Origin of the sequence: Streptomyces sp. NPDC050504, from assembly GCF_044458065.1 — a bacterium.
Taxonomy (GTDB): Bacteria; Actinomycetota; Actinomycetes; order Streptomycetales; family Streptomycetaceae; genus Streptomyces.
This window is the reverse complement of record NZ_JBITHO010000014.1, coordinates 21,435-37,842: the sequence shown is the minus strand read 5'-3', so window position 1 is coordinate 37,842 and position 16,408 is coordinate 21,435. Positions and strand designations below refer to the sequence as shown.

Genomic DNA, 16,408 nt, shown 5'->3' with positions numbered 1-16,408 from the left:
CCGGGGCAACGCCTGCTTTGCGCCAGGCTTTGGCCGGTCAGTGGCCGGGAGCCGGTTCGGGCTGGGGCTGTCCGCTCGCGGTGCCGCCGGCGGTGGGGGCCGGTTCGATGGAGCGGCGTCGCAGGAGCAGGACGACGATGAGGGCGACCTGCAGGATGATCGGCAGGACCATCCCGGCGGACAGTTTGGGGTCGGTACCGACGCTGTTGGAGACGAGGCTGAAGTCCCACAGGCCGTGGACCAGCATGGGAAGCAGCAGAGTGGTCCCGGCGCGCAGGCACAGGTAGAAGAAGTAGCCCGAGGTGGAGACCACGATCGCCTGGAGGACGGCCTGGGAGCCGGTGCCGATAGCGTTGGAGAGGTGCACCGCGCCGAAGACGACCGAGGACCACAGGGCGACGCGGCCCTCGCTGAACCCTGCCTTCTTGAAGACCTGGACGCCGATCCCGCGGAACATCAGCTCCTCGCCGATGCCGACGCAGGCCGTCATGGCGAGCAGGGCCACGACCATGGCGGCTGGCTGGGCGGCGAGGTTGGAGTAGCTCACCGCGAGGAGGGCGGCGGCCAGCATCGAGACGGGCACGAACCGCACCCAGCGCCGTACCGGCGCCCGGTAGTGCAGGACGTCGCCCCACCAGCCGAGCCGGGTCACCACCGCTGCAGCGAAGACGACGGACAGGCCGATGGGTATCAGGCCGTTGCGGACGATGGCCTCGGTGGTGGGGAACTCGCTCTTCGCGCCGGAGGTGTCGACGCCGATGAGCAGGCCGACACCCTGGACGACCACGAGGTAGACGACGACCACGGCCAGGAACCACGGCCAGGTCAGCGTTCTGCCCTGCCGGGAGAGAGGTCGGTGCGTGGACATGGGACGACTCCGATCCGGTACAGCGCTGTGACATCACCAGGCGAAGCGGGACGATCCCCCCATCGCAAGGCGCTCGTATCTTCCCACAAGCACTTATCCCGCCTATACGCCCTCACGTGCCCAGGGCGGGCAGCCGGGCAGGTCCTGCTGCGGCCCGGCTGCCGCCTCGCCGCTCTCGCACCCCGTCACGGGCATCGCACAGCCGGTGATAATTTCGCACCGGCGCCCGGCCGCAGCCGCACCGGCCGGCGGGACGCCGCCCGGGGGCACGGCGCGCCCGGACGACCGAGAGGGAGTGCCCTTCATGAACCTGTTCCGTCAGGCCGTCGCCCGCAAGGCGGCGGCGCTCGCGGTCCTCGCGCTCGCCGTGACCGCCCTGGCCGCTGCCCTCGCCCCTGGCCAGGGCCCCGTCGCGACCTCGGCCCTGACCTACGGCGTCAGCGTGCGGCACATCTTCACCATCGAGGTGACCGTGCACTGACCCCGCCGCCGCGCTGGACGGACACCGGCCGCCCGGACATTCCGATGATCAAGAAGGGCCTGTTTCCCTCTTGGCGGCCCCCGGCCGTGACCGGCACGCTCCCCCGTGGTCGTGCCCCCGCCCCAGGGGGACGCCGAAACAGGGAGAGGGAGCGAAGATGGCACGGGCGGGGAACCGGATGCGGTGCGTGATCGCGGTGACGGTGGGAGCGGTACTGGCTGCGGTCGGTATCGGCACATGCACAGCCACGGCCGAGCCCCTCCCGCCGCCCACCCGGATCGTCGGGGGTACCGACGCCCCGGCCGGCGCCTACCCCTACCAGGTATCCTTGCAGCAGCAGGACTACGGCGGCTGGTACCACGTCTGCGGCGGGTCGATCATCGGCGAGCGGTGGGTACTGACCGCCGCACACTGCCTGAAGGCACCGGCCTCCAAGCTCCGCGTCATGACCGGCTCGAACACCCTGTCCCCCGAGGGCGTCACCTACCCGGTGCAGGAGACCGTGGGCCACGAGAACTACAACGGCGCCGCCGCCGGCAGCCCCAACGACATCGCCGTCCTGAAACTCGCCGCACCGATCGCCTTCACCCCACAGGTCCAGCCGATCGCCCTCCCGCCCCAGCCGGAAGCCTTCTCCGGCACGGCGACCCTGACCGGCTGGGGCTACCTCACCGGAGACGGCCCCACCCCCAACACCCTCCAGCAGGCCACCCTCACCCTCATCCCCATGACGGAGTGCCGACTGCGCTGGCCCGGCCAGAACCTCAGCCTGACCAACCACCTCTGCACCCTCGACAAAGAAGCCGGCCTGTCCGCCTGCTCGGGCGACAGCGGCGGCCCCCTCGTCCAGTACGGCCGGGTGATCGGCATCGTCAGCTGGGGCGTCAAGACCTGCAGCGGAAAGTACCCCTCCGTCTACACCAACACCGCCGCCTACCGGCCCTGGATCACCACCAAGACCGGCATCTGACCCCTCACTGGGCTCCGTCAGGTTTCAGCGCCGTCCTCGTCCTCGTCGAGCCCGGCCGCCTCCGGGTCGCGCAGCGGCCTCAGAGCCCCGGCGGCCGGGGCCGAGGAGGTGAAGCTGTAGCGGCCGAGCAGGTTCAAGGTTGCGGTGCTTGAGCGGGGAGAGCCGGGCGATGTCCTCGTCCCGGATCTCATGCCCCTCGGCGCGAAGCCGGGCAACGGCAGCGTCGATGTACTTCGTGCTCCACAGGCACGATGGCGTCGAGGACCAGGCCGAGCGCGCCGAGCTGCCGGTTCATCTGGCGGCGGTAGGTGTCGTCCACCGGGTCGACCACGCGCAGCAGGTGCTCGGTCTTCGCGATCCGCCCGTACCCGGCGAACGCCTGCCCCGGCGAGGTCGGGCGGCCGTCGCGGTCGAACACACACCGCGACGAGACCACTGAGGCCGGGGCACGTGATTTGTGCGCGGTCTGCCGTCCCGAGACTGGGCACCGCGTCGTCAGCGGCGTGCTGACCTGCGTGGTCGGGGCGGTGGTCGGGGCGGTCCGCGTGCTCCTGGCTGTGGCCGCTGGCATCACCCTGACCGGGTTCTACCGGGCCCGCCGCCGGGCCCGCCGGGGGAGCCGTAGCCGCGTCTCGGCCGGGGTGTCGGGCTGGCTTCGGAGGACGCTGCGGGACGGCGGCGTCGGTTTGCGGGCGCGGGGGTGGGGCAGGCGTGGGGGAGTGCTTCGGACCGGAGGCACGCCACAGGGTGCAGCTCTGCTGCCCCGGGCGTGCCGTGCCCGGGTGCGTGGAGGGGACCTGTGCGGCGGTTTCCGTATGGGACCGTCTTCCCCCGCGAAAGGGATTTTCCCGTGACCGCGACCACCCGCACCACCGCCTCTCCGCAGCACCCCGCCGCTCCCGTGGCCAGGGGTCCACGCCGCGCATCACCTCGTAGCCGTCATCCGCACGATGATGCCCCCGACACCGCCGCCGCTTTCCGGCGCCTGGCGGCGCTGCCTGCCTGCCGTGAACGGCAGGCGCTGCGCGGGGAGCTGACGACGGCGTGGCTGCCGATGGCGCACCGTATTGCGACCCGGTTCCGTCACCGCGGGGAGAGCATGGACGACTTGCGGCAGGTCGCGGCTGTCGCTTTGGTGAAGGCGGTGGACCGGTTCGAGCCCGCCCAGGGCAACGCCTTCGAGTCCTACGCGGTGCCCACCATCACCGGGGAGCTGAAGCGGCACTTCCGCGACCATGCCTGGGCCGTCCATGTCCCGCGCCGGGTGCAGGAACTGCGCGGCCGGGTCCGCCGCGCCCGCATCGAGCTGGAACAGACCCAGGTCCGCGAGCCGACCCTGGCCCAGCTCGCGCTCCAGGCCGGGCTGAGCGAGGACGAGGTAGCGGAGGGCCAGGAGGCGATGGGGAGTTTCTCCGCGCTGTCGCTGGACCGGCCCGCCACGGGCGCGGACGACGGCTACAGCATGCAGGACCGCATCGGCCGCATCGAAGGCGCCTTCGACCAGGCCGTGGACCGCGAAGCCGTCAAACCCGCCCTCCACGCTCTGCCCGAGCGGGACAAACGCATCCTGTACATGCGGTTCTTCGAGGGCATGACCCAGGCCCGCATCGCCGAGGAGTTCGGTATTTCCCAGATGCACGTCTCCCGCCTCCTCACCAAGATCTGTGACCGGGTGCGGGACCAGGCGCTGAAGGACCGACACGCCGCCTGAACCACCACGCGGCCCCTGGCAGCCGCGAGGCCGCCGCCTGCCCGGTGGCCGGTTCGGCACCCTGGACGGAGAGAGGGGACGGTCCGTAGGTTGGTCGTGAGGGGCGAGTCCGGGCCCCCCGTCCGGCCGCGCCCTTTCGCGGGGCGGGCTCAGTCCCCCGTTGAGCCCGCCCCCTCTCTCTCCTTCTGCTCAGTGCATGCGACGGCGCCGGGCGGGAAGTCCGGTGCCGGGCAGGGCCGTTGCCGCTCTCGGGGTCCGGGAGAGCGGGCGGCCCGCCGAAGCGGTCCTCATTCTCGTGCCGTCATGTTGTAGAGACCGCTGGGCGCCCTGCGCAATAGACGGTGTGCACGGAACACGCCGCGAACCTGCCGCGCGGGTTACCAGGCGGCGGACCGGGGAACTCGGAGCGGGAACGGGCCCGCGGGTATTGCCCGAAGCAGAGGCTTCCCGCACCTCTGGACACCCGCGGCGTGCTGGGCCCCGGCCGAGAGGTTCCGGGGGAGCCGGAACCCTCGGGGCCCAGCACGAACAGGAGAGGCACCGCGCTGACCAACAGGGCCGGGGCAGCGATCGGAGTGCTGCCCGTGCTCCTGGACGCCGTTGGCGACGTCGCCCTGACAGGGTTCTACCGGGCCCGCCGGGGAAGCCGTGGCCGCGTTTCGGCCGGGGTGTCGGGCTGGTCTCCGAGGACTCCGCGGGTCCGGAGCTGGTTGACGACAGCGAGCTGTCCCGGCCGGTACAGCAGGACCCCGGGCCGCACGTCGGCTTGCGCCGCGCGCACGGTTCGGCGGGACACACAATGCCGCGTAGTTAGCGGGTGTCTGCCCCTGTCAAGGGCTTCGGGCGGTGTCGGCCAGGATTACCTCGTGGTGGGCACGAGCTGGGCGGTGCCGGCCTGCCAGTGAATCCACTCCGTCGCCCCGCCCTTGGCGGTGATTTTCCCGCGCTTGTCCTGCGGTTACAGGTCTTCGACGTTCAGGCACAGCACTTCGTCGGCCTGTGCGGCGGACTTGTAGAGCATCTTCCACTGCGTTCTTTCCCGGCGTCCTACGTCCAGGTGCCACAGCGCGGTGATCTGGTTCTCGGCCAGGGCCTTGGTGCGGTCCGGCGGTGCCGGCCGCCGCTCGATGCCGATCGTCGGATCGCATTCGATCCAGCCCTGGCGCTGCCACCAGCCGATCGCCTTGCGCGCGATGGACAGTTCGCGGTTGACGGTGTCGGCGCCCATCTTGTCCGCCGCGCTGCCGCCACTTCGGCCAGTGTCTCGGGCGGTGCCGGGTCGTCGATCACGGCGGTGGGGAAGACCGGTGGCTGCGCGCCCCGGCGGGCGGGCCCGGTCGGCGCGGGCTTGCGGTTGAGTATCCATCCCCATGTCGTCAGCGAGATCCGGTAGATCCACGCGGAGGGCTTCGCGATGCCCGCACCCGCCAAATGCACTAAATCCGGCATTCACTGCGGCAGCACCCTGGCGGGGCGTCAGGCATCAGGCTGGGTGCGAGAATTCTTGTTTATTGCATATACATTGTATATCGTGTAAACACACCTAGTGGGAGGGGCCCATGCTGCCCGCAGATCGCACCAGCCGTCCCAGCCGCACGAATGACCTGAGCGCTGTCGCAGACCTCCTGTGGCGCGTCAATACCGACCATGCCGAGGAACCTCGCCCTCGGCTCAGCGCCAAGCGGATCGTGGGGACAGCCATTGCTCTCGCCGATGTCGAGGGACTGGACGCACTGTCGATGCAACGCATCGCCTCCGAGATGGGCTGTACCGCGATGGCGCTCTACCGGCACATCCCGAGCAAGAACCAGCTCCTCGCCGCAATGACCGACGCCGCTACTGGCCGCCCACCCACACCAGCCGCGGCCAAAGCATGGCGCTCCGAGGTCGAAGGATGGGCGGACGCGCTCTGGGGCCTCTACCTCCGCCACCCCTGGATCCTGCAGACGCCCAGGCTCAGCGCACCGGTCGGGCCGAACGAACTGGCGTGGTTCGAGGCACTGCTGAGCCCGCTCCACCGCGCCGGTCTCGACCGCGGAGACCTCATTCCGCTCGCCACCTTCATCTCCAGCGCTGTACGCGACCTGGCGCGAGTGGCTACCGAACTCGATCCCGAGGGCGCTGCCGCATACGGCCAGGTCCTGGCCGAGCGGCTGGACCCGCAGCTATTCCCCACCCTGTGCTCGCTTGCAGGCGGGGACGGGCTCGACGAAGCGGAGGACGGTGATGTCACTCCGATCGTCCACCTCGGTATGCAGCGCCTGCTCGACGGCATCGAGGCCCGAGCCCACTCCAACTCCTCTTCCGCACCGGACAAGGAAGAACGTCATGGATGACATCCGCATACGACAGCTGATGGGCCTGTGCGGCATCACCGCCGGGGTACTGGCTGCGATCGGCGTCCCGCTCTACTTCGTGTACTCCGGGGCGCCGCCGGCCTCGAACGTGCTCGCCAGGATCCTGTTGAACATCCTGACCTGCGGCGCGCTCCTGGTCTTCCTGACGGGCCTGCGCCATCTGATCCGGGGCGCGGGCGCCGGGTTCGAGTGGCTGGCGAGCCTGGTGTTCGGCTCTGGGCTGGCCTATGTCACCGTCACCCTGGTCGCTGCGTCGATCGAGGCGGGGACCGTCCTGGAGCATCCCGACGGGACCATGGACCCAACCGTCGACGGCACGCTGGCCCACGCGAACATGCTCCTGCACGGGTCGGTGGCCCGGCTCCTGACGGCGGTCTTGCTGATGGCCGCCGGATACGCGATCCTGCGCAGCGGAGTACTGCCGCGCTGGACCGGGCGCTTGGCCTACGCCGTCTCGGTGGTCAACCTCATCTTCGTACCATCGCTGTTCTTCGGGACGGATGCGGCCGACTTCTACAGCGCCGTCGGCTGGGGCAATACCGCCATGACCGCGGCGCTGGTCGTCTACTGGGCGCTGGCCGTCGGCATCGTGGTCATGAGGCGCCCCTCCCGGCAGTTCACGCGACTCGCCTGACGGCTAGGGCGCGAGGGCTGGCAGGCGAGTCGGTGTGATCGAGGCAGTTGCGGCATCGCAGCCTCCGGGGGCGCCGCGGTGGCCTCGACGCACTGCTGTTTCCCATCCCTTGACGGAGCGGTATGCCGTCCACGACTACGTACAGGCTGTGGACTCGGTGCGCGCGGTGCTGTCGGCGGTGCGCGAAGCCGGCGTCGGTGGTGTCGGGGGTGAGGTGCCGCTGGAGGACGTCCGAGCCGCGCTGACGCAGCTCGCCCGGGTCCGTGAGGATGTCGACGTCTGGGAACTCGCCCTGATCGAGGCGGCGCAGGCGCGCGGCGCGTCCCTGAGCGGGATCGCCGCGGATCTGGGGATGACGACACGGCAGTCGGCGGAGTCGCGGAAGCTGAGCCACGCATAAGGCCCTAGGAGCTGTTCAAGGTTCGGATCATGTGGCTGTAGTCAGGGACTTCAGCCACATGATCGATCCGCAGAGGTGTAGGCCTGCCGTGTAGCTTTCCGGGCTCTTGTCGTACCTGGTGGCCAGGCCGCGCCAGGTCTTGATCTTCTGGAAGCACCGTTCAACGTGGTTGCGCCGCTTGTAGAGGTCGGTGTCGAAGGTGACGGGCCGGCCGCCGGCGGAGCCCTTGCGCTTCCGGTTTGCGGCCCGGTCCGTCTTCTCCGGGATGACCGCGGTGATCCCGCGTCTGCGCAGATAGACGCGGTTGGCCTTTGAGGAGTAGGCCTTGTCAGCAGTCACCGCACCCGGACCTTGTCGAGCACTGTCTGGAAATGACGGCAGTCCGCGGCCTGGCCAGGAGTCAGCACGAACGCCAGCGGAAGGCCGGTCGGGGTCGGACGTGTCCTGTAGTCCCGCTGCCCCGTCACCTTCAGCACGGTCTTCTGCCGCGTCAGCGGAACCCCCTATTCCTCGGTCAGGGCCTGCTCAAGCGCATCCAGAGTCTCCCCGGCGACCGCCAGCCCGGACGATCGTGGAGTCCACGCTGACCAATTCCAGCCCGGCCTCGCCGCGCGAGGCGGCCTCCGCGATCAACTCGTCCATCAGGACCTGGAAGAACCCGCAGGCCACCCAGTTCCGGAAGCGGGCGTACGCGGCGCTCCAGGCTCCGTTGCACTCGGGTGCGTCCCGCCAGCCGCTGCCGGTACGAAACCGCCACAGCACCCCGTTGAACTGGTCCCGGACCCGCCGCGGCAGCGGCCCGGTGGCAGCCACCGGCACATGCGGTTCGATCAAGGCCCACTCGGCATCCGTCACGTCAAAACGCGCCACGCCCTCGAGTTCTACCAGAGACACCGGCCCGAAACTGAGTCACTCCAAGATCCAAACCTCGAACAGCTCCTAGATCGTTGCCTTCCGCATCCCAGCCAGAAAGCCCCTGACCGCGGCCAGTTCCCGCTCGTCGTATCCCCGCAGCAGGTCCACCGCCCGATCGATGAGCGGTCCGAAGTGGGACCAGCCGAGGGCGACCGCCCGCTCGTCCACTTCGATGGTGACCTTGCGGCGGTCCCTCGCATCGCGCACCCGCCGCACATGCCCGGCCCGTTCCAGGCGGTCGACCAGTGCTGTGGTTCCTGCCGAGTTGAGCCCGAGAGCGGTGCCTAGGTGCCCTGCGGTGGTCTCCTCGCCGGCGCGGGCGGCGTCCATCAGGGCGATCAGCGCACGCACGTCGGTGGGGTGCATGCCGTTGCGCTGTGCGAACCGGGTGCTGTGCCTGCCCAGGTCGACGGCCACCGCGCGCAGCAGGTGGACGATCTCCATCTCGGGCCCTGGCTCGGCTCGTTCGACGAGTTCCTCACCCTCCTGATCGGGCACGGACCACCTTCACGTATCATCTCGCCCAACAAGTATCTTGCTGAGCGAGATAATAGAGGAGTCGCCGTTCATGAACGCTCGCGATACGTACGACGCCGACAACTTCCTCATGGCCTACGACAAGGTCATGACCAAGTGGCCTGCCGCTCGCGAGACGGCGACCGTTCCCACGCCCTTCGGCGCGACACACGTCAACATATGCGGCCCGGCCGACAGGCCCTCGCTCGTCCTCCTGCCCGGCGGAGGGGGTGCAACCTCCGCGTCCTGGTACGCGCAGGCCGCCGAACTGTCCCGCACCCACCGGGTGTTCGCCGTCGACTTGATCGGCGCCCCCGGACGCAGCACTCCCGACGGCGACCGCCACCCCCGTACGGTCGCCGACCTGTCGGCCTGGCTGGACGCGCTCCTCGACGGCCTCGGAGTGGCCGAGACCGACCTGGGCGGACACTCGTACGGCGCCTGGATCGCGCTGCATCACGCCATGCGCGCGCCCGACCGGATACGCCGCCTGGCCCTTCTGGACCCGACCCAGTGCTTCGCAGGGTTCAGCCCCGCCTACCTGCTGCACGCACTGCCCATGCTGCTGCGGAACACACCCCGCCGGATCCGCGCCTTCCTGGAGTGGGAGACCAAAGGCTCCGCCCTCGATCCCGACTGGCTCGCCCTCCAAGAGGCGGCCGCCGGCTTCCCCTCTCTCCGACCCGTAACCGGACCGCGCCCGACACCGGACGCCCTGCGCGGCCTGGACCTGCCGGTCCTGTTGCTCCTCGCCGGAAGCAGCAGGACCCATGACCCCTCCAAGGCGGCCGCCCACGCCGAGGCGCTGCTGCCACGCGTCGCAACGACCGTGCTGCCGGATGTATCCCATCACGCGCTCCCACACACCATCCCGCCCGAGGCAAACCGCAGCCTCGCCGGCTTCCTGGAACGGTCCGCTGACTGAGCCTCAGCCCGCCCCGGGCACCACACCCTGAAAGTCAACCCTCGCTAGCTCCACTAATAGCACTTCCGATACACGGTCTAAAGGGTGCTGCAGAAGGATCTGTTTTGGGCATTTTCCCTGTATGGGTGGGGTGTTGCAGGTTGAGCCGGTGTGGGTGGAGGCGTTCACGGGCCTACGGATGGATCGGTTCGCGAAGCTGGTGAAGGTCGTGAAGGAGCGGGGCGGGAACGGGCCTGGTCGTGGCCGGCCGTGTTGTCTGCCGCTGCCGGACCGGGTGCTGCTGGTAGCTGTGTACTACCGCACCAACCTCACGATGCGGCAGCTCGCGCCGCTGTTCAGTGTCTCGCCTGCCACGGTCTGCCGGGTCATCCAGCGGCTCCGTCCGCTGCTGGCGCTCGAGCGAACTTTGCGGCCGACGGCGGACACCGAACGGCTGTGGATCGTGGACGGCACCCTCGTTCCGGTCCCCGACCGTAAGGTCGGCGCCTCGTCCCGCAACTACCGGTTCTCGGCAAACGTGCAGGTCATTATCGACGCGGACACCCGCCTGGCCATCGCGGCGGCCCGGCCGGCGCCGGGCAACAGGGCCGACGCGCACGTCTGGCGGGAGTCGCACCTGCCCGCCCTGACGTCGGGCACGACGGTCATCGCGGACGGCGCCTACCTCGGCACCGGCCTGATAGTCCCGCACCGCAAGAGAGCCGGTCGCCCCCTCCTGCGCGGGCAGGAGGAGGACAACGCCGAACACCGAAGGGTGCGAGCCCGTGTCGAGCACACCTTCGCCCGGATGAAGAACTGGAAGATACTGCGCGACTGCCGACAGCGAGGCGACGGACTCCACCATGCCGTCCAGGCAGTCACCGCCATGCACAACCTCGCCATGACCCGGTGAAACAGCAGATCAGACGCCGCTTCGGCCTACCGAAGCCCGACCTTCTGCAACACCCTTTAGGGCTTGCAGAGATTCAACATGCGGGTTTGGTCTCCGCGGGGTCACTGTTCGCGAGGAACGCGGCGATGTCAGCTGGTGTGCGGAAGCGGGCTGTGGAGGGTGGAATGGCGCAGCCGTGCTCGGCCAGGAGGGGCTTGACTTGGTGAACGGCTCTGGTGAGGGTGCTGCCGTTGACGCCGAGGAGCTGGGCGAGTAGGTCCCGGGTGCCATTTTGCGCAGGTAGAGCACGGTGGCCAGGACTCTGTCCGCGGTGGCCAGCTTGTCCTTCGCCCCGGCACCGCGAGCGCGGATGCGTTCGCCTCCTCGCTGCTGAAGGCGTCCTTGCTCTCGTAATTCATCAAGTTTCCGGGCGAGTTGGTGGACGAGTTCGTCCAGCGCTACTTCGGGCATGCCGGTCAGCTCCGGGTCTCGCAGGCGCCGGATGCAGGGCTGCGGGGGCGGGCCGTCGGCCAGCCGCGGGTTCTTGGCTGCGCGGGCGGTGTCGTGAGGTCGTGGATGGAGGGTGTAGTTCCAGTCGCCGTGGAAGCGGTGCCGGTGCATGGGCAGGGCGTCGATATCGCTGTCGGTGACCTTGACTCCCGTGTCGTAGGTGCCGGGGTCGAGTTCGGCGTGGACTTTGAGCCCGGTGAGGGTGGTGGTCGCCGCGATGCTGTTCACGATGACGTCGTGGCTGGTCAGCGGGCGGCCTCGCCAGTTCATGGAGATGTGGGAGAACAGCCGGTGCTCGATCTTGTTCCACTTCGAGGTGCCCGGCGGCATGTGGCAGACCGTGATGTCCAAGCCTGTTTCGGCGGCCAGGGCTGCGAGTTCGGTCTTCCAAGCGCGGGTGCGGTAGCCGTTGGAGCCGCCTGCGTCTGTGGTGATGAGCAGACGGGTGGCCTGCGGGTAGTCGTGTCTGCCGCGGGCCTGCCACCAGCGTCGGATGGAGGCAACGGCGAACTCGGCGGTGTCGTGGTCGGTGCCGACGCTAACCCAGCCGGTGTTCGCGGCGACGTCGTAAATCCCGTACGGGATTGCCTTGCCCGGCCCCTGCCGGTCCAGGAAGTCGTGCGTCTTGACCAGCACCGGCTCGCCCTCGGGCCGCCACTGACACCCGGCGTTCTTGTAGTCGCCGATGAGTTCCTTCTTCTTCGTGTCCACGCTGATCACCGGTTGCCCGCCGACCATGTGCCCTCGAGCCTGCTCGTTGATGTAACGGAACTGGGTATCACGGTCCGGATGCTGCTTACCCTCGAGCGTCTTGGCGCCGGCCTGCAGGCTGAAGCCCTCTTCACGCAGCAGGTCTCCGACCGTGTCCGCGCTCACCTTGTGCCCCCGACGGGTGAGGGCGGTTGCGAGGTTCCTGGTCGACTTCACAGTCCAGCGCAATGGCGACATCGGATCGCCCCGCTCGTCAGGTTCCACCAGTGCCAGCAGCGCGGGCCGCAGACCCGGATCAAGGTCCGCAGCCTTCTTCCGACCACCACCGGACCTGCGTACCCGCCCCAACGGCGCCTCGCCAGCCTCTAACTCGAACACGCCCTTGCGGACCGTCGTCTCGCTGACCTGGGCCGCCCGCGCGACCGCCCGGATACCGCCATGGCCCAGGATCCGGGCCTCCGCCCCCATCGTCAGCCGCCGCTGCCGCTCATCCAGATGCGGGAACAACACCCCGAATTTGATGGCGAGTTGATCGCGAGTCTCGTCAGGTACGCCCATACCACGTGAACGAGCCCGAGACCGGGAAGCAACATGTTGAATCTCTGCAAGCCCTTAGTGCCCGTGGGTGAAGATGATGTGATGCAGGAGAAGCGAGCAGAAGAGTACGGTCGGTGCGCCGCGGTTCTGGACGTCGACTTCCAGGTTCCTGGTGCGGCTGCGATTTTCGATCAGGCGTTGACGAACGGGCTGGCGGCCATCGTCGCTCACAACTGGCAGGGGGAGGAGAGCGAGAAACGCAGGAACGGCGATCATCGACTGAAAGCGGCGTCGCAGCTGCTGAAGGTCATCACAGAACGTTGTGATGCAGATCAGAAGGGCATACGATTCGTCCCCGACGTAGATCACGAGTCGAAGATCGCGGTAGATGTAGCGGCTCTGAGCGAGGCCCTGGAGCAGACCCAACGCGTTCGACATGCGCGTGGCGTGGGCGAGATCGAGAAGCGGTACGTTACGGCCTTGCTCGACCTCGACTACCACTCCTGTCTGGGCCAGGTCAGCGAGGAACGTCGAGATTCCGACTGGGTCAAACACCAGATTCAGGACCGATACGAGCGGCTGCGCGCTCAGGACTACCTGGAGCTGATCGGTGAGGTGGAGGCCGACCGACGCATCGCGTTGGCAGCCGACCACCGGCCTACGCACCCCGATGAGCTGAGCGACGGCATGGACGTGACGGATTGCCCGGTCTGCGGACGGGAAACCCTCGCCGTATCCGGCGTCGACGACTTCGGTGTCGGCTACGGCTCGGGTGTCTGCCTGGTGTGCTCCTACGTCCGCAGTCCCGATGCTGCCCACAGTCTGGCTCTCAGCCACATGCTTGCGCGCCACGCGGACGACTGAGGGAGGTGCAGCTGCCCCTGGCTGGGCGGTGAGAGAGGCCACGAGCTGATGCAGGCAGCGGCTGACCTATAGGGGCCGCTTGCCCGTAGGGTCTGTCGCTGCTGCTCACCAGTTGTCGAGTGTGCTGCTCACCCCCGCGGTCGGCTGGCCCACCGGCTCATCTGCCCCTCGTACCGCAGGGGAGAGGCTGAGTCCGCTACGAGAAATCCGGCCCGGATTGTCAGTGGCCCAGGGCAGAATGGTCGGATGTAGCTCACTCAGGTACGAAGTCGCCTCTTTCGTAACATCGTTGACAGCGGTGACGTCGATATCGCGCCGGACGTCACGGCGCTGGTCGGCAAGAACGAGAGCGGGAAGACAGCGCTGCTGTCGGCGATCTATCGCTTCCATCCCGTGTATCCGAAGGACTCCTTTGCCCTGGGGCAGGACTATCCGCGATGGAGGAAGGTGCCGGACACCCGCTCGAGGGAGATTAAGAACGCCAAGCCGATCACTTGCACGTTCGCTCTTGACGATGAAGACCTGAAAGCTGTCACCGACGCACTCGGCCCCGGTGTGATCACGGGCCGCTCGTACTCACGATCCAGGTCCTACGAGGGAAACGACACGGTCAGCCTTCAGATCGACGAAGCTGCGGCCCTGGAGAACCTGTACGCCGACGAAGAGGTGTCCCCCGCACTGCGCAGCGTCCTCGGAACGCGAAGCCTGGCAGCCGCCCTTGAGGAAGCTGCCGGTCTGGCCCCCACTGAGGAATCTGAGTACACCGCGGCGGACGTCGACCTCTTCACCAGGGCGGCACGCCAGCGCCTAGGTGAGGAGGCAAGTGCCTGGCATCGGGCCGTACGCATTCTGCGCGACCGCGAGCCGAAGTTCTTCTACTTCAGCGACTACCAGAACCTTCCCGGCCGGATCGCCCTGACGGAACTCAATGGCCAGGAAGAGCCTGGTGCCTCTCGCCCCCACCCAAAAGGAGCTGTCCCTGTGACCCACCCCTACGCGGTGCGGATCCGCACCGCCGCCCACCAAGTGACCGTCACCTCCCCCCACCGTGAGGTCGCCGACTGGACGCAGCGCTACTTCGGCCCGTGGTGGCACGCCACCCCCCTCGACTCCGCTGCCCCGGCCTTCCACGGCGCACCCCGGGTCGACGCCGCCGTGGACGTGCCCGCCACCCTCGCCCTGACCAAGGACGTCCAGGACTACCGGCACGAGACCACCACCTACGCGAGCGCCCCCCTCCTCTGCCGCACCGCACCCTCCGGCACCGTCCTGGCCGCCCAGCCCGCCCAGGGCCTTGGCTACCAGTACACTCCCCCGGCGCGGCGTGCTCCGCATCACCGGCTGCGACGAAACCGCCCTCGCCGTCGCCGCCGCCCGCCTCGCCCGCGAAATGCTCCGCGGACAGCTCCTCGCCGACGGCTGGAGCATCCTGCACGCCTCCGCCGTCACCGACCCCGCCGGAAACACCGTGCTGGCCTTCGGCCCGAAAGGCGCGGGCAAGACCACCTGTGCCCTGCTCCTGGCCCGCGCCGGCTGGCGGATCCTGGCCAATGACCGCGTATTCGCCCGCACCGACGGCGACGGCGTACGGATTCTGCCCTGGCCCTCCGCCGCCGCCATCGGCTTCGGCCTCCTTCACGCCCTCGACCTCTACGACACCGTCGCCCAGCGCGTAAAGGACGGCGAACAGCTCCACCCCACCCAGCACCCCCACGTCACCCACGCCCTCCTCACCGGCTCCCGCACCCCGGTCCGCAAGCCCGGCAGCGGGAAGGAACTCAAGCCCCAGTTCTTCCCCGACCAGCTCCCCGACTGGCTCGGCCTGACCCTGGCCACCGAAGGCCGCGCCGCCCAGCTCCTGTTCCCCACGATCACCCCCGATGCACGCCCGGCCGTCACCGGCGACGGCATGCTCCTCGGCGACAACGACTTCTTCCACCAGGCCACAGAAGACCGCTACCCCGACGTCTTCGGCCTCCTGCCCCCCGCCAGCAACACCACCAGATGCGGCACCGTCGCCGCAGCACTGGAACAACTGCCGCGCCACTCGCTGAACCTGGGTGACGACGCGGACGCCAACACCACCCTGCTGACCCGCACCACCGGCTGACCTGAACAACACCCCGTGCCCCGCCGCCCCCGCGCCCTGGGAGGCAGGGGCACAGCCTTGCCGCCGCCGAGGCAGCCCAGGCGCGGATTTCAGCACTGGCATCTCTCGGGTCCGTCTTCAAGCGGAGCTCGCCCGGAGAGGGAACCTACGGCGCTTCCGGAGTTACATCGGGGTCGTACCGGGGCGGGTCCAAGGCCGTTGCCCTGGAGCGGCAGTTGGCGCACAGGAGGAAAGGTGGTACGGCCGGCCCGTGCAGCCGCGGGCTGCACGGGGGAGAGGTGGCTGGCCTCTCCGTACCGGCCGTCAGTGCGGTCTCTGGCCCGCCGGGAGTTCATGCGCGGAGCGGCGCGCCGCCAGTGCTTCCACGCGTGTGCGCAGCCACCGCCGCCGCTGCAGGGGACGGCCGCCGCTGCCCTGGCGGTGCTCAAACCGGTCCGGCTCCTTGTGCTCGGCCAGGACCTCGTCGGCCACCGCGTTGTTGAACGCGGATGCATCGGCGTATCCCAGGATCCGCGCGGCTTCCTCGGCGCCGACCAGGTCCGCGGCGACTCCGGCCGACGGCAGGACGCCGCGCTTGCGCGCCACGTCGAGGACAACGTGCCGGGGCCACACCTTGCGCCGGCCACCCGGACTCGGCGGCACGTCAACTCCCGTCGGCAGTGCGGGGATCCGCACCTGGGACAGGGAACTGGAGAACGAGGAGCGGCTGCAACGCTGGCTGGGCGACGCGCAGATCACCGCCTGCGGGCAGGGGCAGTAGACCTCCCTGCCGTGCAACGCCTGGCAGTGGGAGTTCTCCGTGCCGGACGGCGACGGCCACACCGTCGTCGGCGCCAGCGGCCCGAAAAGGAATCGGGAGGGCAGGAGTGGCGGCGGGAACGCAAGAGTCCCGCACGAAGCGGAATACTATTCCGACTCGCATACCCATCTTGTGATCGCCCGGCCAGATACCTACGGTGATTTCGCAGACGGAATTCAATGCACATGTGGAATCCGGACGGCCGCCCAATTGGCCGTCCGGACATCTC

Annotated in this window: 15 protein-coding genes and 3 pseudogenes; 11 read left to right on the top strand and 7 right to left on the bottom strand. The window is 68.9% G+C overall.

Going from position 1 to position 16,408, the window contains the following annotated elements; translation table 11 throughout:
- Positions 1-37: 37 nt before the first annotated feature.
- Positions 38-868 (bottom strand): lysostaphin resistance A-like protein, encoded by an 831-nt coding sequence (locus ACIBNE_RS37600; RefSeq protein ID WP_399279909.1) that lies wholly within the window; start codon positions 866-868, stop codon positions 38-40.
- A 304-nt stretch (positions 869-1,172) separates the two neighbouring features.
- Here ACIBNE_RS37600 and ACIBNE_RS37595 point away from each other — a divergent pair, with 304 nt between their 5' ends.
- Positions 1,173-1,349 (top strand): hypothetical protein, encoded by a 177-nt coding sequence (locus ACIBNE_RS37595; protein ID WP_399279907.1) that lies wholly within the window; start codon positions 1,173-1,175, stop codon positions 1,347-1,349.
- A gap of 157 nt (positions 1,350-1,506) precedes the next feature.
- Positions 1,507-2,319 carry a S1 family serine peptidase gene (locus tag ACIBNE_RS37590; protein ID WP_399279905.1) on the top strand — a complete coding sequence of 271 codons (813 nt, stop codon included), beginning with the start codon at positions 1,507-1,509 and terminating at the stop codon, positions 2,317-2,319.
- A 17-nt stretch (positions 2,320-2,336) separates the two neighbouring features.
- On the opposite strand, the pseudogene ACIBNE_RS37585 reads toward ACIBNE_RS37590, so the two are convergent.
- Positions 2,337-2,737, bottom strand: a pseudogene (locus ACIBNE_RS37585) (Tn3 family transposase); the annotation flags it as partial.
- Positions 2,738-3,220: 483 nt separating this feature from the next.
- Between ACIBNE_RS37585 and ACIBNE_RS37580 the strand changes: the two are divergent.
- A complete protein-coding gene (locus ACIBNE_RS37580; RefSeq protein WP_399280138.1) occupies positions 3,221-4,030 on the top strand; it encodes a SigB/SigF/SigG family RNA polymerase sigma factor in 810 nt (269 codons plus the stop codon).
- 958 nt (positions 4,031-4,988) lie between these two features.
- Here the strand turns inward: ACIBNE_RS37580 and ACIBNE_RS37575 are convergent.
- Positions 4,989-5,258, bottom strand: a complete 270-nt coding sequence (locus ACIBNE_RS37575) for a hypothetical protein (protein WP_399279903.1) — start codon at positions 5,256-5,258, stop codon at positions 4,989-4,991.
- A gap of 331 nt (positions 5,259-5,589) precedes the next feature.
- On the opposite strand from ACIBNE_RS37575, the gene ACIBNE_RS37570 reads away from it, so the two are divergent.
- The 3 genes from ACIBNE_RS37570 (at position 5,590) to ACIBNE_RS37560 (ending at position 7,421) form a co-directional block, all read left to right on the top strand.
- Entirely contained in the window at positions 5,590-6,366 is a 777-nt protein-coding gene (locus ACIBNE_RS37570) for a TetR/AcrR family transcriptional regulator (RefSeq protein WP_399279901.1), read from the top strand.
- Positions 6,359-7,021 carry a hypothetical protein gene (locus tag ACIBNE_RS37565; protein ID WP_399279899.1) on the top strand — a complete coding sequence of 221 codons (663 nt, stop codon included), beginning with the start codon at positions 6,359-6,361 and terminating at the stop codon, positions 7,019-7,021. Before ACIBNE_RS37570 ends, ACIBNE_RS37565 begins: the two co-directional genes overlap by 8 nt.
- A gap of 148 nt (positions 7,022-7,169) precedes the next feature.
- Positions 7,170-7,421, top strand: a complete 252-nt coding sequence (locus tag ACIBNE_RS37560; protein WP_399279897.1) for a hypothetical protein — start codon at positions 7,170-7,172, stop codon at positions 7,419-7,421.
- Between the two features lie 27 nt (positions 7,422-7,448).
- Here the strand turns inward: ACIBNE_RS37560 and ACIBNE_RS37555 are convergent.
- Both ACIBNE_RS37555 and ACIBNE_RS37550 read right to left on the bottom strand, forming a co-directional pair.
- A pseudogene (locus tag ACIBNE_RS37555) lies at positions 7,449-8,291 on the bottom strand (IS5 family transposase).
- A gap of 69 nt (positions 8,292-8,360) precedes the next feature.
- Positions 8,361-8,780: a MarR family transcriptional regulator gene (locus tag ACIBNE_RS37550; RefSeq protein ID WP_399280136.1), complete on the bottom strand. Its 420-nt coding sequence runs from the start codon at positions 8,778-8,780 to the stop codon at positions 8,361-8,363.
- A 124-nt stretch (positions 8,781-8,904) separates the two neighbouring features.
- Here ACIBNE_RS37550 and ACIBNE_RS37545 point away from each other — a divergent pair, with 124 nt between their 5' ends.
- A complete protein-coding gene (locus ACIBNE_RS37545; protein WP_399279895.1) occupies positions 8,905-9,777 on the top strand; it encodes an alpha/beta fold hydrolase in 873 nt (290 codons plus the stop codon).
- Between the two features lie 121 nt (positions 9,778-9,898).
- Positions 9,899-10,669: a transposase gene (locus ACIBNE_RS37540; protein WP_399279893.1), complete on the top strand. Its 771-nt coding sequence runs from the start codon at positions 9,899-9,901 to the stop codon at positions 10,667-10,669.
- A gap of 73 nt (positions 10,670-10,742) precedes the next feature.
- Here ACIBNE_RS37540 and ACIBNE_RS37535 read toward each other — a convergent pair.
- Positions 10,743-12,427, bottom strand: a pseudogene (locus ACIBNE_RS37535) (ISAzo13 family transposase).
- Positions 12,428-12,460: 33 nt separating this feature from the next.
- Between ACIBNE_RS37535 and ACIBNE_RS37530 the strand changes: the two are divergent.
- Both ACIBNE_RS37530 and ACIBNE_RS37525 read left to right on the top strand, forming a co-directional pair.
- Entirely contained in the window at positions 12,461-13,270 is an 810-nt protein-coding gene (locus ACIBNE_RS37530; RefSeq protein WP_399279891.1) for a hypothetical protein, read from the top strand.
- Between the two features lie 1,324 nt (positions 13,271-14,594).
- Positions 14,595-15,380, top strand: coding sequence for a hypothetical protein (locus ACIBNE_RS37525; RefSeq protein WP_399279889.1), 786 nt, complete (start codon positions 14,595-14,597; stop codon positions 15,378-15,380).
- Between the two features lie 303 nt (positions 15,381-15,683).
- On the opposite strand, the gene ACIBNE_RS37520 is transcribed toward ACIBNE_RS37525, so the two are convergent.
- Positions 15,684-15,965 carry a hypothetical protein gene (locus ACIBNE_RS37520; RefSeq protein ID WP_399279887.1) on the bottom strand — a complete coding sequence of 94 codons (282 nt, stop codon included), beginning with the start codon at positions 15,963-15,965 and terminating at the stop codon, positions 15,684-15,686.
- Between the two features lie 28 nt (positions 15,966-15,993).
- Between ACIBNE_RS37520 and ACIBNE_RS37515 the strand changes: the two genes are divergently transcribed.
- Positions 15,994-16,140 (top strand): hypothetical protein, encoded by a 147-nt coding sequence (locus tag ACIBNE_RS37515; protein ID WP_399279885.1) that lies wholly within the window; start codon positions 15,994-15,996, stop codon positions 16,138-16,140.
- Positions 16,141-16,408: the final 268 nt, after the last annotated feature.